Consider the following 26,596-nt stretch of genomic DNA (forward strand, 5'->3'; position numbering starts at 1 on the left):
GCTTGGTCGCGTTATTCCATCATAGCGGCCAATCATCACTTCTAATGTCATTCAAGGCGGGATACTAGATCGAAAAAAGCCGGCCTATGTAGGCCGACTTGTTGAGTGATGGCGAAGTCGCAGGGCTTAGAACAAGTAGTTCAGCTGCAAACCGTAGATGTAAGCATCGCCACCGGCACTAAAATCGGTCGCCGTTGCGGCGTTACCAGATACTAGTTCCTCGGTACCACCGACTTGATCACCATCGAGGAAGGCAAAGCCGGCATCAATCGAGAGGTTTTCATTGGCAGTATAGGTGGCACCCAGGCTCCACCAGTGACGGTCAGAATCTGGAATACTTAGCGTGCGTTTTTCTGCTGACACCGGGCTTTCATCATAGGCATAGCCCGCACGGAAAGCCCAATGATCGTCCATGGTGTAAGTCGCACCCAGCGCATAACGCCAGCTGTTATCCCAACCTTCTTCTTTTCTCAAGCACTGGCCTGACGTTCCATCATTACATTGTGCACTGGTTGCTTTCAGCTCTTTAAAGGTATCCCAACCGACATACATCGCACTATAGTGCATTGCAATTTGTTGATTCAGTTGGTGGAAACCAGAGAATTCAATAACCTCAGGAAGGCTGAGCTCTAGTTCACCATCGACCTTTTGGTTGGATGAAGATAACCCCTGATAATCACCTTCAAGGGTTACATCGGTTTGTGAGCGATAGGTGAGACCAAAGCGGTTATTTTCATCAAGCTCCCAAAGGGTACCGAGGTTCCAGCCAAAGCCCCAGCCATCACCTTTTAAGTGAGCTATTCTGCTTTGAGGCGTAGTGCCAGGTATCGTCGGAGGCAGCGGTCCGGGTCCGGCTGCTACCCCTGCAAATCGGTTCAACTCCGCATCGGCATAAATGGCACTAATCCCTGCGCCAATACTCCATTGGTCATTCAATTTATAAGCAATATTGGGATTAAAGTTCATGGTGACTAATGATGTATCACCCGCCGCGGGTCCTGCTGCGAAATCTTTAGAATATTCGGTTGATAAACCGAAGTTAGAAAAGGCTGAGAAGCCAACGGCGAGTCGATCATCAATCGGCTGAATTAAATGGAAGTTCGGGACATACTCAGTAGGAGCCAGATCTTTTTCATTTGTCGATAGCCCTGCTTGTTGCAAAGTAGCGGCATTAGCAGGCCCTACATTATCCACATCTGCATGCACATCGGGATCAATAATGGTCAAGCCGCCCGAGAATGCGGTGGTGTTAAAACGGGTTAGGGCAGCCGCGTTGCGTGCGCCGACGGCGGCATTGTCTGCGATAGCGGCTTCACCGGCAAAAGCACGCCCCAAACCGGATACCGAGGTTTCTGATACTTGGAAGCCGGCACTGTGTGCTTGTACGGCTAACAAAGATAAACTGGTTGCCACTAGCGATTTCTTAAATAGTGATGACATAACGCGCCTCACTCCTATGTTAATTAAGCTTCTTGTTCTTTGGGGCCGCCGCTTCAAAGCCCATCTTACGTGGGCGAGAGAAGTGGTCGGATGTTCTACAGGTTCAATACTGGCACCAATTTCGCGTTTGTTAAAGGTTGGTTTCAAAACGGATACCGCACGATGTCACCTGGTTGGGCTGATAATGTTTCTATCGATTGTTTTAAGTAAATACTCTAAAGCGTTTATTACTCATCTCAGCCCGTGTTTGGCGTAATATGGATAAATTAATTCTGTCGCTCACTCCTTATGTGCCTGTTTAATCGTGGTTAATATGCTGGCTAAATAGAGGCCAAAATAAGATCACAAAAATGTGACAACAAACAAGTTGTTAACAATTAAAGCATACATTTATTGCTGCAACGGATAACCGTGGGTCGGCTCACGCGCTGGGGCTTTATTCGGGCGTCTCTTCCTGCGCGTCAGGCGCAGAGGGCAAAGGCCAGCCGCCTAGGCGCTTCCAACGATTAACAATTTCACAAAATAGCTCGGCCGTACGCTCGGTATCGTAAAGGGCGCTATGGGCTTCTTTGTTATCAAAAGCAATATCAGCGGTTTTACAGGCTTTAGCCAGCACGGTTTGCCCGAGAGCCAAGCCGCTTAAAGCCGCCGTATCAAAGGTGGCAAAAGGGTGGAAGGGGTTACGCTTTAGCTTCGCGCGCTCGGCGGCGGCCATCACAAAGCTGTGATCAAAATTGGCATTGTGGGCGACCATAATGGTGCGCTGGCACTCTGCCGCTTTTTGCTCTTTACGGATCAGCTTAAAAATCTCTTTTAAGGCCTCGCCTTCATCAACCGCGCCGCGCAAGGGGCTGTAGGGATCACGAATGCCGGTAAATTCAAGGGCCGCTGGCTCTAAGTTGGCGCCTTCAAAAGGCGTGACATTAAAATGCAATGTTTTATCCGGAGCGAGCCAGCCTTGCTCATCCATTTTTAAGGTTACCGCGCAAATTTCGAGTAATGCATCGGTGTTGGCGTTAAACCCGGCTGTCTCCACATCAACAACAACGGGAAAGTAACCACGGAATCGGGCCTTAAGGCTGTTTAGATCGCTTTCTTGGCTCATGCAATGTCACTTTACTTACAATAATCAGAGCGTGATTATCGCAAATCCGGACGATAAGCTAAAGTCACCATCTTGCCGGTCGATATCTTTATCGTTACTCTTGTTGGTTAAACCGTCTCTCACTGCTGGGTGCATCCTCTTTAGGTGTGCAAATATGCCACTCCAAGGATCATAAAGCCTGTACAGAGCCTCATGCGAAGTTCGGAGTCCAGAATGGCGTCTCGCCTTTTTAAGCCATGCCTGATTAATAATGTGTTGCCGGGCGCGCTGGCCCTCACCGTGGGTCTATTGAGTGCGGGTAATGTTTATGCAAACAAGCAATATGTCGCATCGCTTGGCGAGTCGAACTGGGCGGTGACCATAGATACACCGATCGAGTGCCGCCTGCAGCATAATATCCCTGGATACGGGCTCGCGTCGTTTACCTCGCGCGCCAGCAAAGACATGAATGTAGATTTCGAGTTGGAGATGCAGCGTCCTATGGGTGAGACAGCGCCGGTATCTTTGCTATCCATGCCTGCCGATTGGATGCCCGGTGAACCGGCCCGATATATGGACCAGCTTAAGTTTTTCCAACAGTTTGATGGCTATGTCGGCGGCCAAACGGCCTGGTCGATGTTGAGCGAATTGGAAGAAGGTCGCTTTCCTACCTTTAGTTTTCAAGATTGGCGGCGCCAACAGCGTCAAATCGATGTTGCCCTGTCTGCGGTGGCGTTTGGGGCACCGTACCAAGAATTTAGCCAATGCTTAAACACCTTATTGCCTTACGCGTTTGAGGACATTTCCTTTACCGTGTTGCGCTATCAAGAAAACAGCGATGAGCTCACCAAAGCGAGCCGCCAACGCTTAACCCAAATTGCCGAATTTGTCCGCTATAGCGATGATATTGATTTGGTCCTGGTCGCCACTTATTCCGATGCACGAGGCACACGCGCCGCCAATCAACAAATGTCGGAGCGGCGGGCGAAGAAATTACGTGACTACTTTACCTCTTTGGGCTTGCCTGAGGACAGGATCACCGTTGAAGCCTATGGCGAGCGCCGGCCGGTCGCCGATAACGAGGATCCCATTGGCCGAAGTAAAAACCGTCGTGTGGTGATCTCTCTGGGTAGGACCTTGTTATAAGGCACAGTCAACGTTCAGCGAGTAGGCGGACGTTCAGCCGAGGTGGGATGACAAACCAAAAGCGAACCTTAGTTCCGAGCGACAGAAATAACAAAGCCCTGCGGTTGAAGCAGGGCTTTGTTGTCTTGGCTATGTAGCTATCACTAAGACTCACTCTGTTAAGCGTGTGAGCTTCATGAGAGCAGGTGTCAGTTAACCGTTTAGGCCAGCAGACGCGCTCTTGTTTTGAATAAGCTCGAGCTTATAACCATCAGGGTCAGTGACAAAAGCGATTTCAGTGCTGCCACCTTTTACTGGGCCTGGCTCGCGAGTGATATTGCCGCCGGCTTGGCGAATTTGATCACAGGTGGCGTAAACATCGTCGACACCGATCGCAATATGACCAAAGGCGTTGCCGTGATCGTATTCCGATTCGCCCCAGTTATAGGTCAATTCGATCACTGCACCGTCAGACTCATCGCTGTAACCGACAAACGCCAAGCTATATTTATACTGCTCGTTTTCATTGGTGCGTAACAAACGCATACCCATTACGTCGGTGTAAAATTTCACTGCGCGATCCAGATCACCGACGCGGATCATGGTGTGTAGAATTCTGCCGTTAGACATGACGTTGCTCCTTTATTACTTGCCAGTGCTCGCCTGAAATAGCGTTAGCTGTCTGGATAGACTTTATCTTTATATTCACATAAATCTTCAATGATGCAACTGCCACAGCGGGGTTTGCGTGCCAGGCAGGTATAGCGTCCGTGCAAAATAAGCCAATGGTGCACATCAACCTTAAACGCTTTGGGCACCACCTTGTTCAGTTTCTCTTCCACGTCATTGACGTTTTTACCCATCGCAAACTTGGTGCGATTAGAGACCCGAAAAATATGGGTGTCGACCGCAATAGTGGGCCAACCAAATGCGGTATTAAGCACGACATTGGCTGTTTTTCGCCCGACACCGGGTAAGGCCTCTAGCGCCTCGCGGTTTTCTGGCACCTCACCACCGTGCTGTTCGATCAGCGCACGACAGGTCTTAATCACGTTCTCGGCTTTGGAATTAAACAGGCCGATGTTTTTGATATAGGACTTCACCCCATCCACACCTAGTGCCAATAAGCCCTCTGGTGTGTTGGCCACCGGATAGAGTTTATCGGTAGCTTTATTGACACTCACATCGGTAGCCTGGGCAGACAGTAACACTGCAATCAACAACTCGAAAGGGGTAGACCAATGCAGCTCTGTTTGCGGTGTTGGATTGTTGTCTCGCAGCCGCTCCAAAATCTGTTGTCGTTTTTCTTTATTCATTTCCCTATCCCGTCACTGATTGCCGGTGATCCGCGCACGTTCAATCACTGGTTTCTGCTCGGATTCTGTCTTACTGGCAAGATGGGTATCAATGATGTTTTTCAGAGCGATCAAAAAGCCCACCGCTAAAAATGCACCGGGTGGCAATATCGCCAATAAGAATTTGGTATCGAATTGGAAAATTTCAATCCGTAGTACCGAGGCCCAATCACCGAGTAACAGATCGGCGCCATCAAACAAGGTGCCGTTACCAATAATCTCTCGAATCGCGCCGAGTATCACCAGCGCTGCAGTCATGCCCGTTCCCATCCAAAACCCATCACTAACCGATAAGCCAACCGGGTTTTTTGAGGCAAAGGCTTCAGCGCGGCCGATAATAATACAGTTGGTGACAATTAAGGGGATAAAGATCCCGAGTGACTGATAAAGGCCGTAAGCATAGGCATTCATCACCAATTGCACACAGGTGACCAACGAGGCAATCACCATCACGAAAATTGGAATACGCACTTCTTTAGGCACCCATTCTCGGATCACCGACACGATTAAGTTGGAACCCACTAGCACAGCCAGTGTTGCAATGCCGAGGCCCAGCGCATTGGTGACGGTGGCAGAGACTGCCAGCAGTGGACACAACCCCAGCAGCTGCACAAAGGCGGGGTTGTTGCTCCATAAGCCATTTTTCATCAGCGCTTTGTGGTCACTGTTCACGACGCACCTCCGCAATTGACTGGTTGGTTAAGCAAGGTAGCTTGTTGCTGGCTGACAAACCAGGCCGCTTTTTTTACCGCGGAAACCACCGCCCGGGGGGTAATGGTCGCACCGGTAAACTGATCGAACTGACCGCCATCTTTTTTGACCGCCCAGCGTTTATCGTCTTCACTGGTCACTGTCTTGCCGCTAAAGCTCTGTACCCAGTCCGACACACGTAAGCTCACTTTGTCTCCCAGGCCTGGGGTTTCATTGTGCTCGAGGACCCGTACGCCCAAAACTTGATGACTGGTCGCATCCATCCCGATCAGCACTTTTATCGCGCCATTGTAGCCATTGGGGGCGATGGTTTGAATGGCGACCGTGGTCACCTCATCGTTCAAGGTGCCGACATAAAAAGGTTGCGCCTCGTCAGTGCCGAGTGCGTCCGAGTTTGTCACCAGGCGGCAGCTTTGGTGAAGCGGATTATCATGGCGCGCCTTTGGGACCACTTGATTGAGCGCTTTGGATAACTGAATTTGTTGTTGCTCTTTTATCGTGTCTTCAGTCAGCGCATTGGTAACCGCCACTAATGCGGTGGATAAGAGGGCTGCGATCGCCAAGATGCCCCCATGTTTTCGTATTGTTTCAATCATGACTGTGACTTCTTCTCTGCCCGCTTATTCGCATGGCCGTAAGTTCTCGGTTTGGTGTAGTAATCAATCAAAGGCACGCATAAGTTAGCGATAATCACTGCAAACGCGACACCGTCGGGGTAGCCACCCCAAGTACGGATCAAGTACACCAACACCCCAATGAGGCCGCCGAACCACAAGCGCCCTTTGTCCGTCGTAGATGCGGAAACCGGATCGGTGGCGATGAAAAATGCCCCCAGCATGGTCGCACCAGACAACAAATGAATCAGCGGCGACGCTAACTGATCGGGCGCAATCAAGTGGCCCAACAGTGAGCTTGATAATAAGGCGGTGAGTACCGCAACCGGAATATGCCAGTTGATCACACCGCGTTGAATCAATACCAAACCACCGAGCAGATACAGCGTATTCACCCAGGCCCAGCCTTTGCCACCAACGGCAGAAAATATAGGCTGTTGCAAGGCCTCACTGACGGTTTGTCCGCCGGCTAATGCGGTTTTTATGGTGTCCAGTGGCGTGGCCATGGTCGCACCATCGACGGTCATACGGAGTTGGTTAACACTAAAACCGTCCAACGTATAGCCACTGAAAATAGCGGCTAGGGTATCACCGAACGTTAACGCATGGGTGGCAAGGCTTTCGGGTGGTAGCCAGGTGGTCATTTGTACTGGAAATGCGATCAACAACACTACATAGCCAACCATGGCGGGATTAAACAGGTTTTGACCCAGCCCGCCATAAATATGCTTGGCAACGATGATAGAAAACGCGGTACCAATTACGATCACCCACCAAGGTGCCATCGGGGGGATCGCGACGGCCAAAAGAAATGCAGTGAGCAGCGCGCTATTGTCACGTAAATAGGCCATCACCGGGCGGCGACGTAACCGCATCACCAGTGCTTCTGTTGTCCAGGCGGTTAACACGGCGAGCGTTAGCTGGATTAATACTCCCCATCCAAAGAAATACCACTGTGCCGCGAGTCCTGGTAATGCGCACAGGAGAACGGTCAGCATAATATGGCTGGTGGAGCGCTTATTGTGGGCGTGTGGTGAACTTGCAATGAAAAACGCCACGTTGATTATTCCTTATTATCTTGTTTTTGTTGAGCGGCTTTACGCGCTTTGGCACGAGCAACGGCAGCGGCGACAGCGGCTTTTTTATCGCTGGCTTCGCCAGTGTCTGACGTTTTGTTGGTTGTTGCGGTTTGGCTTTCAGTTGAAGCCGATGTATCAGCACTTGATTCGCCTTGTTGCGCCGCTTTTCGCGCTTTGGCACGGGCAACGGCAGCGGCGACAGCGGCTTTTTTATCGCTGGCYTCGCCAGTGTCTGACGTTTTGTTGGCTGTTGCGGYTTGGCTTTCAGTTGAAGCCGACGAATCAGCGCTTGATTCACTTTGCTGAGCGGCTTTTCGGGYCTTAGCACGGGCAACGGCAGCGGCGACAGCGGCTTTTTTATCGCTGGCTTCGCCAGTGTCTGACGTKTTGTTGGCTGTTGCGGTTTGGCTTTCAGYYGARGCCGACGAATCAGCGCTTGATTCRCYTTGYTGMGCSGCTTTTCGGGCCTTAGCACGGGCAACGGCAGCCGCTACGGCGTCTTTTTTACCATCTTGGTTGTCAGTGTTTTCTGATCCTGCCTGCGACGCTATGGCTTGCGCGGGTTTTTGCGTCTCTTTCGCCGCCTTACGCGCTCGGGCTTGCCGTTTGCGCTCCTCGCGCAACTTCATCATTTCACTGTTATCTGGCTCATCACTGCCGGATTTCGCTGCCTCGGCTTGCTTGGCTTTTGCGCGTGCAATCGCAGCGGCGACTGCAGGTTTCACGTCGTTATCGGCCGATTGCGCCGCTTTTTTCGCCTTCACCCGTTCAACTGCAGCGTTTAAGGCATCGCCAGAGCCGGCATTTTGCTGTGCAGCTTGTTTGCGACGTTCCGCTGCTTTGCGGTGTTTTTCTTCTCGCTCTTGCTTTTCTCGTTCCATCCGCGCTTTTTTGGCTTCAAAGCGTTGGCGCGCCCGTTCGGCCGCCTCTTTTTCTGCTTCAATCTCGCGGATTTCGGCTTTGGCTTGGCGATAATATTGCACCAGCGGAATCTCACTAGGACAGACGTAGGCACACGCGCCACATTCAATACAATCAAATAGATCGTAGTCTTGGCATTTGTCATAGTCTTRATCTTTCGCGTACCACTGCAGCTGCTGCGGGAGAAGATGCGCGGGGCACACATCGGCACAGGCACTGCACCGAATACAGGCCATTTCTTGTTTGGCTGGTGCTATTTCTTTGCGGGTTGGCACCAACACACAGTTAGTCGTTTTGGTGATGGGCACCTTAGCGTGAGGCACCGTAAAGCCCATCATCGGGCCGCCAATAATCACCCGTGGCTGTTTTTTATCCGCTTTATAGCCGTGCTGAGCTAATAGTTCGCCAATCGGCGTGCCCAATAGTGCCCAGCGGTTTTGCTGGGTTTTGAGCGTTTTCCCGGTCAGGGTTACCACGCGCTTGATAAGCGGCTCACCGTCTAGCACGGCGCGCTTAATCGCGTATGTGGTGCCAATATTTTGCATCAACACGCCGATGCTGGCCGGAAAGGCTTTGGCCGGTACCTCTTTTCCTGTGATCAGTTGGATGAGCTGTTTTTCACCCCCTGATGGGTATTTGGTCGGCACAACTTGAATGAGGATGTCGTCCTCAACCGCGTCGACAGCGGCATTTAACGCAGCAATCGCCTCGGGCTTGTTATCTTCAATACCAATCACCGCCAGTTTTGGCTTCACAATGTGGTTGAGAATTTGGATGCCCGCGACGATTTCATCGGCGCAATCTTGCATCAAGCGATCGTCGGCGGTGATATAGGGCTCACACTCGGCGGCGTTGATGATCAGTATCTCGGTTCGTGCGAGGCCGGTTTGTAGTTTACGGGCGGTAGGGAAACCCGCTCCCCCCATTCCCGCAATGCCCATAGCGCGAATATGGTCAATCAGGCGTTCAGGTGTTTGGGTGTGATACTCAGCAAAAGCGGGTTTTGCGCCCCATGTATTGTTACCGTCCGGTTGAATCACAACACAGCGATCGGATAACCCAGAAGGGTGGGCGATGGTTCTATCTTCAATTGCAATTACGGTGCCTGAGGTTGGAGCATGCACCGGCACACATTGCTGAATGTCGGTTTCGGTGAGAGCTTGTCCAGCGAGGACCTGATCGCCTTGGCTAACGAGTAGTTTGCCTTTACTGCCAATATGTTGTTTTAACGGAATAACCAGTTCAGATGGCAGTATGTGCTCAAGAATCGCGTTTTGGTTAGATTGGGTTTTGTGCTCGGGTGGATGAATACCGCCGTGAAAATCCCAGATCTGACCGTGTTTAATTTGTTCAATGAGACTTTCCATCAGGCGCGTGCCCCCTGATTGTCGGTTATGTTTACTACCGGAATTTGGTCGAGCTGCCACTTCCAGGTTTCTGGTGTGTCCTGGACGGGGATCATTTCAATGCAATCGGTCGGACAGGGTGCTACACAGAGATCGCACCCAGTGCAATCTTGTTCAATCACGGTATGCATGGCTTTGGTGCTACCGACAATCGCATCAACAGGACACGCTTGAATACACTTAGTGCAGCCAATGCAGTCTTCTTCGTGGATAAAGGCAACGGTTTTGATGCTTTTTTCTTCATCATGCGCCAATTCTGTCGCCTCAACGCCCATCAGGTTGGCGAGGTTCTCGATGGTTTGTTGCCCGCCAGGGGGACATTTATTGATTTCATCGCCATTAGCAATCGCTTCGGCATAGGGTCGACAACCAGGATAACCACATTGGCCACATTGCGTTTGTGGCAGGATGGCATCAATTTGATCGACAATGGGATCGGCCTCGACTTTAAAGCGGATCGAGGCAAAACCAAGAATTGCGCCGAAAATAGCGGCGAGGGCAGCGATAACAATCACTGCGATCACGATTCCACTCATGATAAGGTCACCAATCCAGTAAAGCCCATAAAGGCGAGCGACATCAGACCTGCGGTGATCATAGCAACAGACGCGCCCCGGAAGGGAGCCGGCACATCAGCCGCGGCAATACGCTCACGCATCGCGGCAAATAGAATCAACACCAGCGAGAAACCACAAGCCGCACCAAAACCATAAATGATGGATTCAATAAAGCTGTGCTGCTGTTTTACGTTGAGCAAAGCAACACCCAACACCGCACAGTTTGAGGTGATCAGTGGTAAGAAAACGCCCAATAACCGGTGTAACGTGGGGCTGGTTTTGTGTACCACCATCTCAGTGAACTGCACGACCACGGCAATGACGAGGATAAAGCTCAGTGTGCGCAAGTAGCCAAGATCTAACGGAATGAGGATATAGGTTTCAACCAGGTACGAGCTCACCGATGCCAGGGTCAGCACAAAGGTTGTGGCTAAGCCCATGCCAATCGCTGTCTCTAGTTTTTTTGATACGCCCATAAATGGACACAGGCCCAAAAACTCCACCAGAACGAAGTTATTGACCAAGACAGTGCCCACTAATAGCAACAAATACTCAACCATGCTATTTAATCATTTAGTGTTTTTGTGATCTGCCTATTATCGACCTTTGAAGCGGCTATAACAACCGCCATCAAGCAGGGTTTTTGCCTGACCTGCTGTAAGCTATCAGTGACGCTTGATTTGCGACCGGCTTAGTAAAGGGTAGTGGTAGAACAGAAGGGGCGATCAATATGAGAATGCTGTTTCGAGGGAGAGAATAGTCAAGTCTAAGCAGACCGCTCAGTCAACGTTGGTTAAATAGCGTTTGGTTGAATAGCGACATAATCTGCGAAGCAGATCAGACAGTGACTTGGAAAGAGTAGAATTAAAACGAAGGAAGTGGCTCCCCCTGCGGGACTCGAACCTGCGACATACGGATTAACAGTCCGCCGTTCTACCAACTGAACTAAGGGGGAATCGATTTACTGATGTATTCTTTTTGATTTCAAGGTTGGCTCCCCCAACTGGACTCGAACCAGTGACATACGGATTAACAGTCCGCCGTTCTACCAACTGAACTATGGGGGAATTGCCTTGAGAACGGGGCGAATCTTAGCGAGCCCCTGAAAAAGTGTCAACTCATCAACCCTAAGAAAATCCATCTTTTCAACTGACTGCTGAAAAGCTAGCCGTTGGCGTTGATAAAAGCACCACAATGGCGATCGATTAAGCATTGATGCGAACTTGGACTTGACTTTTATTCACCCCAGTAAGGCAAGGGCTTTCAGTGGTTACCCACAGATTCTGTGGATAACCATGTGTGTGAATCTTGATAAACTCGCTACATGGTTGATTTTATGCAAAACATCGATAATCACGAAATTGTTTTGTGTTTTTATGGTTATGATTTTATTGATTTTTTATGGGTAAGTGCGCACGAGTATGACGAAGGCGGAATGTCAATATTATGCACAGATTATTTTTTCGTCAGTCATTGAGTATCGGGGATAAATACAGTGATGATCATTGAATGTTGCGATTTTTTTGCGGGAAGGAGGGGTAAGGGTTCCAAAAGAGGACCGATAGGTTACCTAGGTCCGATTTTCAGATCAAGAACTCTACGCGAAAAAGATCGCATTTTACACGCAACCAGTAAGCAGTCAGAGTCGTTGACTCCGTCAGGTGAGTCAGGACAATAAGATGACTTGGTCAGACGACCCAACAGGACAGCCTCATGAGTAAAACGTTTTCGCTGCATTCTGCTTTTCAACCATCGGGCGATCAGCCTGAAGCCATTCACCGATTATGTGAGGGGCTCGATGCGGGCCTCGCGCATCAAACATTATTGGGGGTAACGGGCTCAGGTAAAACATTCACGATGGCCAATGTGATTGCGGAACTGAATCGACCCACGATGATACTGGCGCCCAATAAAACCCTAGCGGCTCAGTTATATGGTGAAATGCGTGAGTTTTTCCCGGATAACGCGGTGGAGTATTTCGTTTCTTACTACGACTACTATCAACCAGAGGCCTATGTGCCTTCAACCGACACCTTTATCGAAAAAGACGCGTCAATCAATGATCAGGTTGAACAAATGCGGCTTTCGGCAACTAAAGCCTTAATGGAGCGGCGTGATGTCGTCATTGTGGCGTCGGTATCGGCCATTTACGGCTTGGGGGATCCCGACGCGTATCTGAAAATGATGTTACATATCCGGCGCGGTGATATTCTGGATCAGCGCACTATTTTACAGCGTCTCGCGGAACTCCAATATACCCGTAATGATCTGGCATTTGAGCGCGGCACATTCCGAGTTCGCGGTGAAGTGATTGATATTTTCCCCGCCGAATCAGACAAAGACGCGATCCGAGTTGAGCTTTTCGATGACGAAGTTGAAACCATTAGCGTTTTTGACCCATTGACCGGTCAAGTCAGCGTCAAAGATATGCCACGCTGTACCATTTACCCCAAAACGCATTATGTCACCCCGCGAGAGCGTATCTTGGAAGCGGTTGAGCAGATAAAAGTGGAACTCGCTGATCGCAAAAAAACGCTGCTTGAAAATAACAAGTTGTTGGAAGAGCAGCGGATAACTCAGCGCACGCAGTTTGATATCGAGATGATGAACGAGCTGGGGTATTGTTCCGGGATTGAAAACTACTCACGTTACCTGAGTGGCCGGACTCAAGGCGAGCCGCCGCCGACGCTATTTGATTATTTGCCGGCTGATGGCTTGCTGATTATCGACGAATCTCACGTGACTGTGTCTCAGATTGGTGCCATGTACAAAGGTGATCGATCACGTAAAGAAACACTGGTCGATTATGGGTTTCGCTTACCGTCGGCGCTGGATAACCGGCCACTTAAGTTTGATGAGTTTGAAGCACTCGCCCCACAGACAGTTTATGTCTCGGCGACACCGGGCAATTATGAGCAAGAGAAATCAGGGTCAGACATCATCGATCAAGTGGTGCGACCGACGGGGCTTATTGATCCTGAAATTGAAGTGCGCCCGGTCGCCACTCAGGTCGATGATTTACTCTCAGAAGTACGTGCCCGGCGCGAACTGAATGAACGGGTGCTTGTGACCACATTAACCAAGCGTATGGCCGAAGACCTAACCGAATATATGCAAGAGCACGATGTGCGCGTGCGCTATCTGCACTCTGATATTGATACGGTTGAACGCATGGAGATCATTCGCGATTTACGGCTTGGCGAGTTTGATGTCTTGGTGGGGATCAACCTGCTACGAGAGGGGTTAGATATGCCAGAAGTCTCTTTGGTTGCCATTTTGGATGCCGATAAAGAAGGTTTCTTGCGCTCTGAACGCTCGCTGATTCAAACCATAGGCCGTGCTGCGCGTAACCTACGCGGTAAAGCCATTTTATATGGTGATCGGATCACCAAATCGATGAAGCGTGCGATTGATGAAACCGAGCGGCGTCGCGTCAAGCAAGTGGCTTACAATGAGGAACATGGCATCACACCGCAGAAATTGAACAAAAAAGTGATGGACGTGATGGAAATCGGCACCGGTAAGCGAAGCAAGGCGAATAAATCGTCCGCGAAGTCGTTACGTGCTGTTGCCGAGCCAGATGCAGATTATGCACTGAAATCCCCGCAAGCGATTGATGCGGAAATTAAAAAGCTTGAAAGCCAAATGTTAGAAGCGGCACAAAACCTTGAGTTTGAAACGGCAGCTCAATTGCGCGATCGGCTCCAGGGGCTGCGCGAGCAGTTTATCGCCAACAGTTAGATAAGAGCTAGATAAAAAAAAGCCAACCTAAGAGTCAGGTTGGCTACAGTGTTTCAGTGAGTAATAACTCACAAACAACGTCAGTTGGCTAGGTGACCCCTTAGGGTCACACAATAGGATGCATTTGGCGTGCCAAAAATTAAAAAGGCGATTACATCGACAAAACGTGTGGTTTTAAGCCATAAGCAAAGATATAATGTGGGAAATTTTGCATAATGCAACGCATTTCGCATACGCTCGTGCAATTGAGCCAATGAATATTACAGGCTCTATGAAGGCTATGGGCTCAATGAAGACTGTATGCTTTATGAAGACCCCAGGCAGCGATGTGATTCTTGGAGGATAAATGCCAGCACTGTCACCCAATAAACGAATATTGATGGTGGAAGATACAGCGTCGGTCGCGGCGTTATACAAATCGTATTTAAATCCCTTGGATGTCGATGTCACCATTGTGGGCAAAGGGCAGGATGCGCTGACTTTCTTTGAACAAGAAGGCGACCAACTTGCGTTGATCATCCTGGATCTTCGCCTGCCCGATATGTCAGGGATTGATGTGCTGGCAAAAGTCCGTGCTGTCGAGCCAGACTTGCCGGTGATCATCATGACCGCTCATGGCTCGATTGACGCGGCAGTCGACGCGATGCGCCATGGCGCCAATGATTTCTTAATTAAGCCTTGTGAAGCGGATCAATTGCGCGTCACGGTGAATAAGTCGCTCAAGCCTAAATCCAGCCATCAATCCAACACCAGCAAGCCCGAAAGCGAATATCATGGCTTCATCGGCAGTAGCTTACCGATGCAAGCGGTTTACCGCGTGATTGAATCCGCCGCCCCAAGCAAAGCGACTGTTTTTATTACAGGTGAAAGTGGCACCGGGAAAGAAGTCTGTGCCGAGGCCATTCATGCAGCCAGCACCCGCAGTAATAAGCCTATTGTTGCATTAAATTGTGCCGCTATTCCCAAAGATCTGATTGAAAGTGAGCTGTTTGGCCATGTCAAAGGCGCGYTTACCGGGGCGGCGGCTGAGCGTGAAGGGGCGGCAGAAATGGCGCATGGCGGCACTCTCTTTTTAGATGAAATTTGCGAAATGGATATGGATTTGCAATCCAAATTGCTACGTTTCATTCAAACGGGTAGCTTTCAAAAAGTCGGTTCTTCGCATGTCAAAAACGTGGATGTTCGATTTGTTTGTGCAACCAACCAAGATCCTTGGCTTCAGGTTCAGCAAGGAAAGTTTCGTGAAGACCTCTATTATCGTCTGCACGTGATTCCACTTGAACTGCCGCCTTTAAGCGCACGCGGTGACGATGTACTCGCGATTGCCAATGCCTTGCTCGCTGTATTTTCTGCAGAAGAGGGTAAAGATTTTTGTCGCTTCAGTGATGAGGTAGCCGATCTCCTGCTGCGTTATGACTGGCCGGGTAACGTTCGTCAATTGCAAAATGTGATTCGCAACATTGTTGTGCTGCATAATGGTGAAGAAGTCAGCAAAGAAATGCTTCCTCCTCCGGTGAATCGCGTTTCTGGTGCCGAAATTGCATCACCGCAGCATAACGCAGGGTCTGACGTCACGACGAGTGCCTTTTCGCCGAATCACCTGGTGACGCGAGAGTCACCAGATTCAACGCCATCGTCGTTGAGTAAAGCGGATATCGAGCCTTTATGGAAAATTGAAAAGCGCGCCATTGAAGCGGCGATTGATGTGTGTAATGGCAATATCCCGCAAGCGGCCGGGTTACTCGAAGTGAGTCCTTCAACCTTGTACCGAAAACTGCAAGCCTGGCAAAAAACTGCGGCGAATGAATGATAGGAACGGATGTATGGCCACCACAGTAAATACTGAAACATTGCGTCGATTGGCATTAGAAGTGGGAGAGGATACGGTGACCGTTTTGCTCACTGTATTTAGTGATGAATTATCTCAGTATCACTCTCAACTGGCTGGCTCGCCATCAATTGAGCAAATCCGTGAAATCAGCCATGCGATTAAAAGCAGTGCCGCCAGTTTTGGTGCCGATGATTTAGCCGAAATGGCGCGCGAGTGCGAATCGCGTGTTAAGCAAGGCCAGCGCGAGTGGATGTCACATCACCTGGATGAGCTTACCGAAATGCTGCAAGGGACGGCGTCAACATACCGGGAGATGGCAGTCGAGCAGGACTTCATCAATAGCTTGACGTAGCTTATCCCGGTCGTGACGCCAATGATGATTTGAAGAGGCCAGCTCGGCCTCTTTTTGTTGATAGTCTGGGTCAAGCTGTGTCGCGCTTTTCTCTCCGAGTATAACATCAACCTTTTTGCCTCCCATCGCACGTTCGCACCACGTCAACATGGTATCGAGAGACATCTCGCCCGCCGGACCGATTTCTTTGCCTAAATTACGGATAAAAACAATTTTTGCCTGCGTATGCTTGAGCGCTCGTCCCAATTCGGGAACCAGTAAAGGTGGCATGACACTGGTTAAAAAACTGCCGGGGCCGAGCAGTATCATGTCTGCCTGTGCAATTGCATCCATGGCTTCACGTGTGGCCGGTACGGTTGGCGAGAGAAATAAACGTGTGGGGGGCGCAGAGAGCTCATCAATGTGTGTTTCCCCCGCGACGGTTTCGCCGTCGGCCGTTAATGCGGCTAATTCTGCTGGGTGTTCAGACATCGGCAGAAGATGCGGACGTACATCTAATAGATCGCGAATCAGCTGAATCGCTTCTAAGGGGCGAACGGATAAATTATCGAGCGCCGTCAGGATTAAATTGCCTAAATTATGCCCATTCAGTTCGCCTTTGCCTTTAAATCGGTATTCGAACAGCATAGAGCCCACTGATGGTTCGGTAATTAATTGATTCAAGCAATTACGAATATCACCCCAGGCTATTCCTCCCTGGCAGGCGCGAATACGGCCCGTTGATCCGCCGTTATCTGTCGTAGTGACAATGCCGGTCACGCGATTTCCATGCTCACTTAATGCAGATAATACTCGCCCTAAGCCATGTCCACCGCCAAGGGCGACAATACGTGTTGAAGACGTGACGTTTGCTTGGTGAGATGAACTTTGGGCTGATCGATCTTGATCAGACACGGTTTGGTGGGAAATCGCTGGATCAGAAAGCGTTGGATGGCGCATTGCCGAGAGACCTAAACAGACAGAAAAATTACACTAATGTTACCTTAATCGTCCGAATTAAGAAGAAACGCTTGGTGCGAAAATGTGAGCAGGAGAAGAAAAGTACGATAAAAAGTGAAAAAACGGGATAACGCAGCGCATTATCCCTCACCCTAAAAAGACAGAAAAATGGGCGTAATTGGCAAGGCAGCACAGAAAGCATCGTCCTCTATCTAGTGAGGATCCTGCATCATACTCAGTAGGTAATCGCGTGTAGCGACACAAGAGTTATTGGCCATTAATGCTTGTTTTTCATCGGTTGGCAGCGGTAACAGCTCTAACCAGCGTTGACATAACCAAGTTAAATTGGAGAACTCTGCCTCACGATGCATGCTTTGTAGCTCTGGGTGGCGCTCAAACATGGATTGTAAGCGCTCAACTAGTGGTTCGCTTTGCTTATCGACGTGGCAGTCAGGCCAGCGAGGGAGTGGACTCACGGTCGCGAATAACATCTCATCATGCTGGTGGTTTAACGCTCGAATCGCAAAACGCGCAATGCCGCGGGCAGTAACAACCAAACATCCATCTTCCTGACTGCGGGTGTAATCTTCAATCTCGATAAAGGTACCAATATTGACATGCTGACGCTGAGCCTGGCTTTCTGCCATACATACTCCCAAAGGCAGACCGTGTTTTAAGGCAAAGACCAGTGTTTGCAACGCTTCCCCGGTTGGGATCCGGAGTGGAATGCGTCCACCCGGTAATATATGGCGATCGTTGAACAGAATGGGTGTTGATTGTCCCATGGTACACCTCCTGGTGAGCAATGGTTTGGTCTAATAATCTAGATACTGCAAAAGGGGTGCCTACTTTTTAAAACTCAACTGTATCGGGGGGTTGGCACGTTTCTAGCGGCTTAAGCCATAATCGACGGTTGAATAAATCGCAATTTGCAATGCAAATCCGCTTCATGGCCTGCATTGTGCAATCGCGTATTGTGCAATTAAAAAAATAGCCTCCAACATGGGAGGCTATTAGATTGACGCATCGTCACTTCAACACCGCGTTAGCGATTAACCTGAGGTTTTTTTCCTTTGTATGGATTGTAACCATGGCGAACGCGTGCGCACAGGGGGCGCGAGGTTGAACTTTGTGGTCTCATAGTCTTGCTTGTCACTCTTTTGTCGGAAGAAAAATAAGGTGGTGATAGGGAACGTCTCACCACTTGTACAAGGATGGGGGAGATAGCAATGAATAACAAGATAATCTGGTTAAAAAGTGGTCGATATTGGTATTTCTTCTAAAAAGCGAATTATTATCAGTTAATCTTCTTAAATTTGGTTGATAAAACGCCGATAACCGCGTGGCTGTTGAGATGACCATCATCAGGCTCGTGTCGATGCAATCGCTAACATGATCATCTTTTGCTTTCTTGGAGACAAGGGTGTAGCTTAAAAATTGCACAAGCGGTTTATACCAAAGTAATAAAAACGCAATCGAGGTTGTGATTGCCTAGTTTGTGATTACCTAGTTTATGATTACTTTGTGTGACTGTGCCAAACACTGATCCGTTCAGGAGGACACAATGAAACACAAGCGCTATAGCAATAAGAAAATGAAAGAGATGTTGAACAATGTGATGCCGGAGATGGAGAAGGCCCGCGAGGAACACCATGCCCTCAACGATCAGGCGCATGATCACTCGCCTGATGAAAGTCCGACATTTACCCCGGATGAGGCCAAAAAGTAACAGGCATCACTTATAGCCAGCGTTTTGACGCTGGCTATACAGAGATAATGACACCGCAAATACCCTCCCGCAGCGGTCACCTGAAATACCATCGATTTTGTGACCTTGATACCTGTCTGACATCACACGTGCGCTTTTATGTTGAGTTTTTTTGACAAATAGCGTTTATTATCGTCGTTACAATTGATTAACATTGATGTGGTTTGCCAGTTAAAGTCACTGAGGTGAAAGTGTTCGGTAGAGGCTTGTGTGCTTTCTAAACGGTAAGCCAGTGAAGTCTTAGCCTCAAAGTCCTCAGATTCAGTATAAACAGCAATTTGTACCGTTTTTTGTTACTGGTGATGAATAAAGCGCTAAATTTGCCTTGTCTTACCAGCTGAACGTTTTTTTATGTGACTTAAGTGTAGTGAAAGATAAGTTTTTAATCTCATTTTATGGCAAAATACTTCAGGTTTATGGCAAAACACAGTATTGATTGGTAATGTTTTGCCTTTAGTCGCGCAGCACGGCGTAGTACAACTTCTAGAGTTGTGCAAATGGATGCTCCCGCTGGCTGCGACGATTGTCATGGATGCAATAGCGATTGTTATGGAGTTACACGATGAAGCTAAACACGATCACCCGAACCCTTTTTATGGGCGCTAGCCTTTCTCTGGCTCTCGCAGGATGCAGTGAGCCTGAGCAAAAACAAACCTCCCAAACAGCCCCTGAACAAAAAACTGAAACCGCCGCCGGTGAACCCCAACTTGCTGATGTACAAGAGCTCGTTCGTGGTAATGGGGCGGAAGTGGCTTCTCTCGATCCACATAAAACCCAAGGCGTGCCAGAGTCACATGTTATTCGTGACTTACTCGAAGGTCTGGTTAACCAAGACGCCGACGGTAATGTGATTCCTGGTGTGGCTGAGCGCTGGGAAAACAAAGATAACAAAGTCTTTACCTTCTACCTGCGCGATGAAGCCAAATGGTCAAACGGCGATCCCGTCACTGCACAAGATTTTGAATACAGCTTTAAACGTGTCGCTGACCCAATGACGGCGTCGCCTTACTCATGGTATCTGGGTTATACCCACATGGAGAATGCCAAAGCCATCATCAAAGGTGAAAAAGATAAAGACACCTTAGGGGTTAAAGCACTCGACGATCACACGTTACAGATCACGCTTGACTCAGCGGTTCCGTACTTGGTGAAAATGATGGGTCACACCACCATGAAGCCAGTCCATAAAGAGACTGTAGAAAAGCATGGTGATCAGTGGACCAAACCAGAAAACTTCGTTGGTAATGGCGCGTTTGTGGTCGATAACTGGGTAATCAACGAGCGTATCGAATTAACGCGTAATGAGCAGTACTGGGATAACGACAATACCACACTCGACAAAGTCACTTTCTTGCCGATTGAAAACCAAGTCGCAGAAATGAACCGCTACTTGGCCGGTGAAATTGATATGACTTACGAGATCCCCAATGAGCATTTCCGTCGTTTGAAAAGCGAGCATCCAGACGATCTCTCTATCGTGGGTAACCTGTGTAGCTATTACTACATCTTTAACACCAAGCGTGAACCTTTTGATGACGTCCGCATCCGTAAAGCATTGTCTTATGCCATTGATCGCAATGTAATCACTGACGCTTTACTGGGTCAGGGCCAAAAACCGGCGTATTTCTTAACACCAGAGATCACCGCCGGATTTGAGCCTGAATTGCCAGAATACGCCAAAATGACCCAAGAAGAGCGTGATGCAGAAGCTAAGCGTTTGCTTAAAGAGGCAGGATTTGGTGAAAATAATCCGCTTGATTTCTCACTGCTGTATAACACCAGTGAAAACCACAAAAAACTGGCCGTTGCGATTGGTCAAATGTGGAAAGACAAGCTCGGCGTGTCTGTCGATCTGAACAACCAAGAGTGGAAAACCTACCTAAGCACCAAAGACGAGGGTAACTTTGACGTGGCCCGTGCCGGCTGGTGTGGTGATTACAACGAGGCGTCGACCTTCCTCAGCTTAATGCGAAGCACCAATACCTCAGGTGGTGTGCACTACGATAGCCAAGCTTATGACGCTATCATGCAAAAAGCGATGACCACGACAGACGAGGCGGAACGTAGCAAACTATACCTTGATGCAGAAGCACAAATGGCGAAAGACATGCCGATTGCGCCAATCTATCAGTATGTAAAAGCGCGTCTGCTTAGCCCCCAAGTCGGTGGCTTCCCAGCCAATAACGCGGAAGAAAAGATCTTCTCCAAAGATCTTTACATCAAAGCGGAGTAATCCCTGATTCACGGCTAAGTAAGGGAGTCGTTTATTACGACTCCCTTGATGGTTTCGCTGTTTGTGGAAATGCCCAAGGCAGCGTTTGCTGTGATGCTTAACTAACATGGAACAGCTCGTATTTATGCAAGAGCTAATGTTGACGGTAGAGCTATGTTGAAATTTATCGCGAAGCGAATATTGGAAGCGATCCCAACGCTGTTGGTCTTAATCACTGTTTCCTTCTTCTTGATGCGGTTTGCGCCTGGCAACCCTTTTTCAAGTGAACGTCCATTGCCCCCGGCGGTGATGGAAAATATTAATGCCAAATACGGCTTAGATAAGCCCGTGTTTGAGCAATACACCACCTATTTAGGCAATATCTTACAAGGGGATTTTGGTCCCTCGTTTAAATATATTGACTATAGCGTTAATGAATTGATTGCTGGCTCTCTCCCTGTTTCGGCGCAAATCGGCGCGATAGCATTTGTGTTCACCCTGCTGTTTGGGGTCACGATCGGTACCATTGCCGCGCTGAAACAAAACACCTGGATTGACTACACCATTATGTCGACCGCGATGCTCGGGGTGGTCATGCCATCGTTCGTGCTCGCGCCTGTGCTTATTTATATTTTCGCCATTAATTTGGGCTGGTTACCGGCCGGTGGCTGGCAAGGGGGAGGTTGGCACTTTATGGTGCTCCCCGTGATTGGCATGTCGTTACTCTACGTTGCCACGTTTGCGCGTGTGACCCGTGGCAGCATGATTGAAACCCTGAACAGTAATTTTATTCGTACTGCACGCGCCAAAGGGTTGAGTTACCCGACCATTATTGTCAAGCACGCGCTTAAGCCAGCGATGTTGCCGGTGGTGTCTTATATGGGGCCAGCCTTTGTTGGGATTATTACCGGCTCGGTGGTGATCGAGACCATCTTTGGGCTACCTGGCATCGGTAAGCTATTTGTTAACGCTGCGTTTAACCGTGACTATTCACTGGTACTGGGTTGTACGATTTTAATCGGGACGCTGACCATTCTTTTCAACGCCATTGTCGATATCCTACTTGCGTATATCGATCCTAAGATCCGTTACTAGGGGTGACATGATGCTGACGAAAAAAGAAAACATTGACGCCCTAGAAAACTTCGCAGAAGAAGTGGATGTAAAAGGGCGAAGCCTTTGGCAGGATGCAGCGATACGCTTTAAACGTAACCGAGCCGCGATGGCCAGCTTGGTGATCCTTGTCATTATTGGTTTGAGTGTTCTATTGGGTCCGTCCCTGAGTGCTTATGCTTATGATGCGACCGACTGGTACGCCATCCATGCGGCCCCGACATTGGGTCTTGATGGCCACTGGTTTGGCACTGACGCCCTTGGGCGAGATCTGTTTACGCGTACCATGATGGGCGGGCGTATATCGATCATGGTTGGTGTCATGGGGGCCTTTGTCGCCGTCCTGATTGGTACACTATATGGTGCAACTTCTGGCTTTATTGGCGGCCGTACCGATGCGGTGATGATGCGCTTGGTTGAGATCTTACAATCGATTCCATTCATGTTCTTCGTGATTGTGTTGGTGACCTTCTTTGGTCGGAATATCGTACTGATCTTTGTGGCGATTGGTTGTATTGCCTGGCTGGATATGGCCCGTATCGTTCGTGGTCAAACGCTCAGCTTACGCAGTAAAGAATTTGTTGAGGCGGCGCATGTTTCAGGGGTGAGCACACGTCATATTATTACCCGCCACATCGTGCCGAACGTATTAGGGATTGTCGCTGTGTATTCGACCTTGTTGGTGCCGAACATGATTTTGTTCGAATCCTTCCTCAGTTTCTTGGGTCTGGGCGTGCAAGAGCCAATGACCAGCTGGGGTGCTTTGCTACAAGAAGGGGCACAAACGATGGAAATAGCAATCTGGCAGCTGCTGTTCCCAGCGACCTTTATGGTGCTGACGCTATTCTGTTTTAACTATGTCGGTGATGGTTTGCGTGATGCGCTGGATCCAAAAGATAGATAATCGACAGCTTTTGGCGTCGTAAAAAACGTAATAAGAAAAAAAGCGCAGATTTATTTTCTGCGCTTTTTTGTTACTGTTAAATGCGTGTTTCAAGGATGAGAATCGATAGCAGTGGTGGCTATCGATAGAGTGACAAAGGAGCTGTCATGCGATCCCTCTCAATTCAATGGAAGGTCACCCTGGTGGCCAGTGTGTGTGTTGCCGTAACCGCGGTGACATTATTAACCTTCTCAACATACGTTAATAACCAGTTTCAGCAAACGGTCGGGCAAGCGAGTACCCAAACGCTGCGCAGTGCCGCCCAGCGCCTCGCGACCAGCCAAGCCCAAGTGCAAGCGACGCATGTTCAACGCTCGTTGGATGAAGCGGTGTACCGTGCGCAAATGTTGGCGCAAAGTGTGGTTTACCTACAATATAACGCTGAGCAAAATTTTACCGACAGTGGTGAGCTTCGCGGCTCAATCAATGAGCTGGTGCGGCGCTCAGTGGAGAACTTCGATACGGTGCAAGCCGCGTTCGTGGTGTTTAAGCCCAACGCGCTCGATCAAGAAGATGACTTTTATCAGCTCGATACAGAACGGGGCGCCAATGCCGCAGGGCGTTTTGCCAGCCGCTGGCAAAAGCGGGATACCGAGCTGCAAGGTACCGTACTCAGTGAGAAACAAATTAACAACGGCGATAAAAAGGACAACGGGCAAGCAGCGAATCATTGGTATCAGTGCCCATTGAGCCAAGGCGCCGCTTGTGTATCTGCGCCCAAACAAGCGGGCAGCAGTATGAGTGTCACCATTTCCTCACCGCTGATGCGTGATGGACAAGTGCTGGGGGTACTAGGCATTGATATTGCGCTTGGCGGCTTACAGTCAGTGATCTCAGAGGCAGATAAAGCCCTGTTCGATGGTGCGGGCAATGTCAGTGTACTAAGCCAAGGTGGGCGAGTAGTCGCGTCGGATAACTCGCAAGCAACGGGAGGGAAGGTCGATGATTTGCCGTCGGCGCCCGATAACATGGGTGGGTGGCTGACCGAAGGTCAACCACAGACCGTGTGGCAAAAAAGCCAGTTGATGACCTATGTGCCGATTGCTTTGCCAGGCACCACGTGGGGAGCTCTGATCACCTTGCCGGAAGAGGTCTTATTCTCTGAGGCAAACCAATTAAGCCAACAAATTACCGCGCAACGCAGTCAAGCCGCGTGGACAGAACGTAGCTTAGGGGTTGTGGCAACCCTGCTTGCCTTGGTTATCGCCGGATTCGCGGCGCGCCAAATCGTTAAACCCTTGAAGCTACTGGCAGAACGTTTGGCAGAGATTGCCGACGGCGATGGCGATCTCACGCAGCGTATCCAGCTTAAAAATCGTGATGAAATTGGGGTACTGGCGGGGCGCTTTAATCGCTTCCTCGATAAGCTGCAGCCTATTATGGCGAATGTGATTAATAGCGTTGAAGAAGCGGAACATACGGCCAAAGAAGCCGCCCGTGTGGCCGCGCAAACCCGAGATGGTAGCCGTGAGCAAGTATCAAGCTTGGATGCAGTGGCGACAGCATCAGAAGAGATGACGCAAACTGCCTCACAGGTTGCCAGCCATACTGAATCGGCGTTGACTGCGGCCACCGCGGTCAACACCGCTACTGAGAAGGGTGAAGCCATCGTCACGGGATCGTCGCAAGCCATGGCGCGTTTAGTCGAGACGCTTAATGGCGCCACCGAGGATGCACAAGCCCTGAAAAAGAGTAGTCAGGACATTACTGAAATCTTAACCGTGATTGATACCATGTCTGAACAAACTAATCTGCTGGCGTTAAATGCGGCGATTGAAGCGGCGCGTGCGGGTGAGCAAGGGCGCGGGTTTGCGGTAGTCGCTGACGAAGTGCGTGAACTGTCACAGCGTACTAACCAATCAATCACCCAGATCCGTACCGTGATTGATTCGTTGCAGTCCGGCGCGCAATCAGTGGTAGCAGCGATTCATGATGGGAACCAGTTAGCGGATGATACCGCTGAAAAGGTACAAGAGACGGTGGCGAGCTTGGACCAAATTCGTACTGCGATGCAAGACATGATGGGGCTTAACAGTGAAATTAGCGCGGCGGCGGAACAACAAAGTGCGGTGTCAGGCGACGTGACGCAAAACGTGACCCATATTCGTGAGCGCAGTGATGAACTCTTGTCGCATGCGGAATCGGCGGCGAGTATAGCCAGTCAATTGGAGGCTCTGGCTGGCCGTCAGCGTGCGCTAACGGCCCAGTTTAAAGTCTAACCTTGGTGATCCGCGGTTATTCTGGTGCCTCGTCTAAAGGATACCAGTAGCCGCGGTTGACCCACAGCGTGAGCATCGGCCAAAATAGGCTATTTTCAGCGGCTTCACCGAGCATTTCCCAATCGATAAAACGCTGATTGCACAGCTTAGGCGTCAGTGACTCACAGCCTTCCGGTAAGTCAAAGCTTTCACCGAGCATAAAAATTATTTCTGACTGATCAGCGTGATAAAAAGCACGTAAGCCACTGAGTTTTTCTAAACACAGACCCTCTTGCATGGCGGCTTTGAGGCTATCAGGCTGCCACTGCGGATCGGGGCTGAGCAAATCGAGCTCGTGTCGAGCCTGAGAGAGAAACTCGCCAACCCAGCGCTTTTTACGGGTTTCGTCCTGCATTAATGCCATCATCATCTCATCCATTTGGGCGAGATGTTGTGGGTCGAGTGCCGCTGGCGCATCGGGTTGCGCTGGCATGGCGGGCCAATGGAAGTGGTTATCGCCCGCTTCATCAACAATCACTTGATCCGCGTAGCTACTGAGTAGCTCGCGCGCTTTTGGCGATCGATAACCAATCGAGTAACTGAGCGAAGGTTCTAGGGTATCACCCTCGTGCGGGAAACCGGGTGGAATATAAAGAATATCGCCAGGGGCTAGTTCGACATCGATAATGGCATCAAAGCCAGTAATTTGCTTGAGACCGGTCTCGAGATTGGCATCTTGATAATCGCCTTTCGGCCCAACGCGCCAGCGACGACGCCCTTGCCCTTGAACAATAAAGACATCGTATTGATCGATATGGGGTCCCACGCCACCTTGCGGCTGGGAATAGCACACCATAAGATCGTCGAATAACCACTGAGGCAGTGTCGAAAAGGCACTGGCTAACTCGCGGGCGCCTGGGTGCCAGTGGTTGGCTGCCTGAACAATCAGTTGCGCGTGAGTATCAGGAAAGTTGCTAAAATCCTCAAACGGTCCGTGGGCAACCTGCCATTGACCATTCGCGTGTGTCACCATGCGAGAATCAATATCGGCTTCCATCGCCAAGCCTGCGACTTCCTCTGGGTCGATGGGATCCTCGAAGTCTATAAAGCCTTGACGGATAACGGTAGGCGCTTGGTGCCAATAGGTGGACATAAAGTCGGCAATGGAAAATTGAAACTGATACATAGCATCACAGGTTAAGAAATT

General features: G+C 49.7%; 22 protein-coding genes and 2 tRNA genes. 9 read left to right on the forward strand and 15 right to left on the reverse strand.

Annotated features, from left to right (window positions below; genetic code table 11):
- Nucleotides 1-126: 126 nt before the first annotated feature.
- Nucleotides 127-1,440, reverse strand: coding sequence for a porin (locus BZG76_RS05070; RefSeq protein WP_077460381.1), 1,314 nt, complete (start codon nt 1,438-1,440; stop codon nt 127-129).
- Between the two features lie 436 nt (nt 1,441-1,876).
- The gene (rnt, locus tag BZG76_RS05075; RefSeq protein WP_021022306.1) at nt 1,877-2,545 is read right to left on the reverse strand and encodes a ribonuclease T; all 669 of its coding nucleotides are present in this window, start codon (nt 2,543-2,545) and stop codon (nt 1,877-1,879) included.
- Between the two features lie 213 nt (nt 2,546-2,758).
- On the opposite strand from rnt, the gene motY reads away from it, so the two are divergent.
- Entirely contained in the window at nt 2,759-3,670 is a 912-nt protein-coding gene (gene motY / locus BZG76_RS05080; RefSeq protein ID WP_021022307.1) for a flagellar protein MotY, read from the forward strand.
- A gap of 192 nt (nt 3,671-3,862) precedes the next feature.
- On the opposite strand, the gene gloA is transcribed toward motY, so the two are convergent.
- The 10 genes from gloA to BZG76_RS05125 form a co-directional block, all read right to left on the reverse strand.
- Nucleotides 3,863-4,279 (reverse strand): lactoylglutathione lyase, encoded by a 417-nt coding sequence (gloA, locus tag BZG76_RS05085; protein ID WP_021022308.1) that lies wholly within the window; start codon nt 4,277-4,279, stop codon nt 3,863-3,865.
- A 44-nt stretch (nt 4,280-4,323) separates the two neighbouring features.
- Nucleotides 4,324-4,965: an endonuclease III gene (gene nth, locus BZG76_RS15410; RefSeq protein ID WP_021022309.1), complete on the reverse strand. Its 642-nt coding sequence runs from the start codon at nt 4,963-4,965 to the stop codon at nt 4,324-4,326.
- 12 nt (nt 4,966-4,977) lie between these two features.
- Entirely contained in the window at nt 4,978-5,676 is a 699-nt protein-coding gene (locus tag BZG76_RS15415) for an electron transport complex subunit E (protein ID WP_021022310.1), read from the reverse strand.
- Nucleotides 5,673-6,311 carry an electron transport complex subunit RsxG gene (gene rsxG / locus BZG76_RS05095; RefSeq protein ID WP_077460382.1) on the reverse strand — a complete coding sequence of 213 codons (639 nt, stop codon included), beginning with the start codon at nt 6,309-6,311 and terminating at the stop codon, nt 5,673-5,675. The genes BZG76_RS15415 and rsxG overlap by 4 nt, the downstream gene beginning before the upstream one ends.
- Complete coding sequence (gene rsxD / locus BZG76_RS05100) at nt 6,308-7,387, reverse strand: electron transport complex subunit RsxD (protein ID WP_077460383.1); 1,080 nt, start codon at nt 7,385-7,387, stop codon at nt 6,308-6,310. Before rsxD ends, rsxG begins: the two co-directional genes overlap by 4 nt.
- 5 nt (nt 7,388-7,392) lie before the next feature.
- Nucleotides 7,393-9,696 carry an electron transport complex subunit RsxC gene (rsxC, locus tag BZG76_RS05105; protein WP_077460384.1) on the reverse strand — a complete coding sequence of 768 codons (2,304 nt, stop codon included), beginning with the start codon at nt 9,694-9,696 and terminating at the stop codon, nt 7,393-7,395.
- Nucleotides 9,696-10,271, reverse strand: coding sequence for an electron transport complex subunit RsxB (rsxB, locus tag BZG76_RS05110; protein ID WP_021022314.1), 576 nt, complete (start codon nt 10,269-10,271; stop codon nt 9,696-9,698). Before rsxB ends, rsxC begins: the two co-directional genes overlap by 1 nt.
- Nucleotides 10,268-10,852, reverse strand: a complete 585-nt coding sequence (gene rsxA, locus BZG76_RS05115; protein ID WP_021022315.1) for an electron transport complex subunit RsxA — start codon at nt 10,850-10,852, stop codon at nt 10,268-10,270. The genes rsxB and rsxA overlap by 4 nt, the downstream gene beginning before the upstream one ends.
- A 319-nt stretch (nt 10,853-11,171) precedes the next feature.
- Nucleotides 11,172-11,247: transfer RNA gene (locus BZG76_RS05120), tRNA-Asn, on the reverse strand.
- A 36-nt stretch (nt 11,248-11,283) separates the two neighbouring features.
- Nucleotides 11,284-11,359, reverse strand: a tRNA-Asn gene (locus BZG76_RS05125).
- A gap of 646 nt (nt 11,360-12,005) precedes the next feature.
- Between BZG76_RS05125 and uvrB the strand changes: the two genes are divergently transcribed.
- The 3 genes from uvrB (at nt 12,006) to BZG76_RS05140 (ending at nt 16,216) form a co-directional block, all read left to right on the forward strand.
- The gene (uvrB, locus tag BZG76_RS05130) at nt 12,006-14,033 is read left to right on the forward strand and encodes an excinuclease ABC subunit UvrB (protein WP_077460385.1); all 2,028 of its coding nucleotides are present in this window, start codon (nt 12,006-12,008) and stop codon (nt 14,031-14,033) included.
- A gap of 346 nt (nt 14,034-14,379) precedes the next feature.
- On the forward strand, nt 14,380-15,843 hold the full coding sequence (gene luxO, locus BZG76_RS05135) for a quorum-sensing sigma-54 dependent transcriptional regulator LuxO (protein WP_241824046.1): 1,464 nt from the start codon (nt 14,380-14,382) through the stop codon (nt 15,841-15,843).
- 13 nt (nt 15,844-15,856) lie between these two features.
- Nucleotides 15,857-16,216, forward strand: coding sequence for an Hpt domain-containing protein (locus BZG76_RS05140; protein WP_021022320.1), 360 nt, complete (start codon nt 15,857-15,859; stop codon nt 16,214-16,216).
- Here BZG76_RS05140 and BZG76_RS05145 read toward each other — a convergent pair.
- Nucleotides 16,163-17,155, reverse strand: coding sequence for a YvcK family protein (locus tag BZG76_RS05145; protein WP_077460386.1), 993 nt, complete (start codon nt 17,153-17,155; stop codon nt 16,163-16,165). The genes BZG76_RS05140 and BZG76_RS05145 overlap by 54 nt on opposite strands.
- A gap of 212 nt (nt 17,156-17,367) precedes the next feature.
- Complete coding sequence (locus tag BZG76_RS05150; protein ID WP_077460387.1) at nt 17,368-17,940, reverse strand: LON peptidase substrate-binding domain-containing protein; 573 nt, start codon at nt 17,938-17,940, stop codon at nt 17,368-17,370.
- A 779-nt stretch (nt 17,941-18,719) separates the two neighbouring features.
- Here BZG76_RS05150 and BZG76_RS15330 point away from each other — a divergent pair.
- From BZG76_RS15330 to BZG76_RS05170, 5 genes are all read left to right on the forward strand, one after another.
- Entirely contained in the window at nt 18,720-18,884 is a 165-nt protein-coding gene (locus tag BZG76_RS15330) for a hypothetical protein (protein ID WP_158009963.1), read from the forward strand.
- Nucleotides 18,885-19,485: 601 nt separating this feature from the next.
- The gene (locus BZG76_RS05155) at nt 19,486-21,156 is read left to right on the forward strand and encodes an ABC transporter substrate-binding protein (RefSeq protein WP_077460388.1); all 1,671 of its coding nucleotides are present in this window, start codon (nt 19,486-19,488) and stop codon (nt 21,154-21,156) included.
- Between the two features lie 153 nt (nt 21,157-21,309).
- On the forward strand, nt 21,310-22,230 hold the full coding sequence (oppB, locus tag BZG76_RS05160; protein ID WP_021022324.1) for an oligopeptide ABC transporter permease OppB: 921 nt from the start codon (nt 21,310-21,312) through the stop codon (nt 22,228-22,230).
- 10 nt (nt 22,231-22,240) lie between these two features.
- Nucleotides 22,241-23,152, forward strand: a complete 912-nt coding sequence (gene oppC, locus BZG76_RS05165; protein ID WP_077460389.1) for an oligopeptide ABC transporter permease OppC — start codon at nt 22,241-22,243, stop codon at nt 23,150-23,152.
- 146 nt (nt 23,153-23,298) lie between these two features.
- Nucleotides 23,299-25,410 (forward strand): methyl-accepting chemotaxis protein, encoded by a 2,112-nt coding sequence (locus tag BZG76_RS05170; RefSeq protein WP_077460390.1) that lies wholly within the window; start codon nt 23,299-23,301, stop codon nt 25,408-25,410.
- Nucleotides 25,411-25,426: 16 nt separating this feature from the next.
- Here the strand turns inward: BZG76_RS05170 and BZG76_RS05175 are convergent, their stop codons facing one another.
- Entirely contained in the window at nt 25,427-26,575 is a 1,149-nt protein-coding gene (locus BZG76_RS05175) for a ribosomal protein uL16 3-hydroxylase (RefSeq protein WP_077460485.1), read from the reverse strand.
- Nucleotides 26,576-26,596: the final 21 nt, after the last annotated feature.

Source organism: Salinivibrio sp. AR647, from assembly GCF_001995415.1.
GTDB classification, from domain to species: Bacteria; Pseudomonadota; Gammaproteobacteria; order Enterobacterales; family Vibrionaceae; genus Salinivibrio; species Salinivibrio costicola.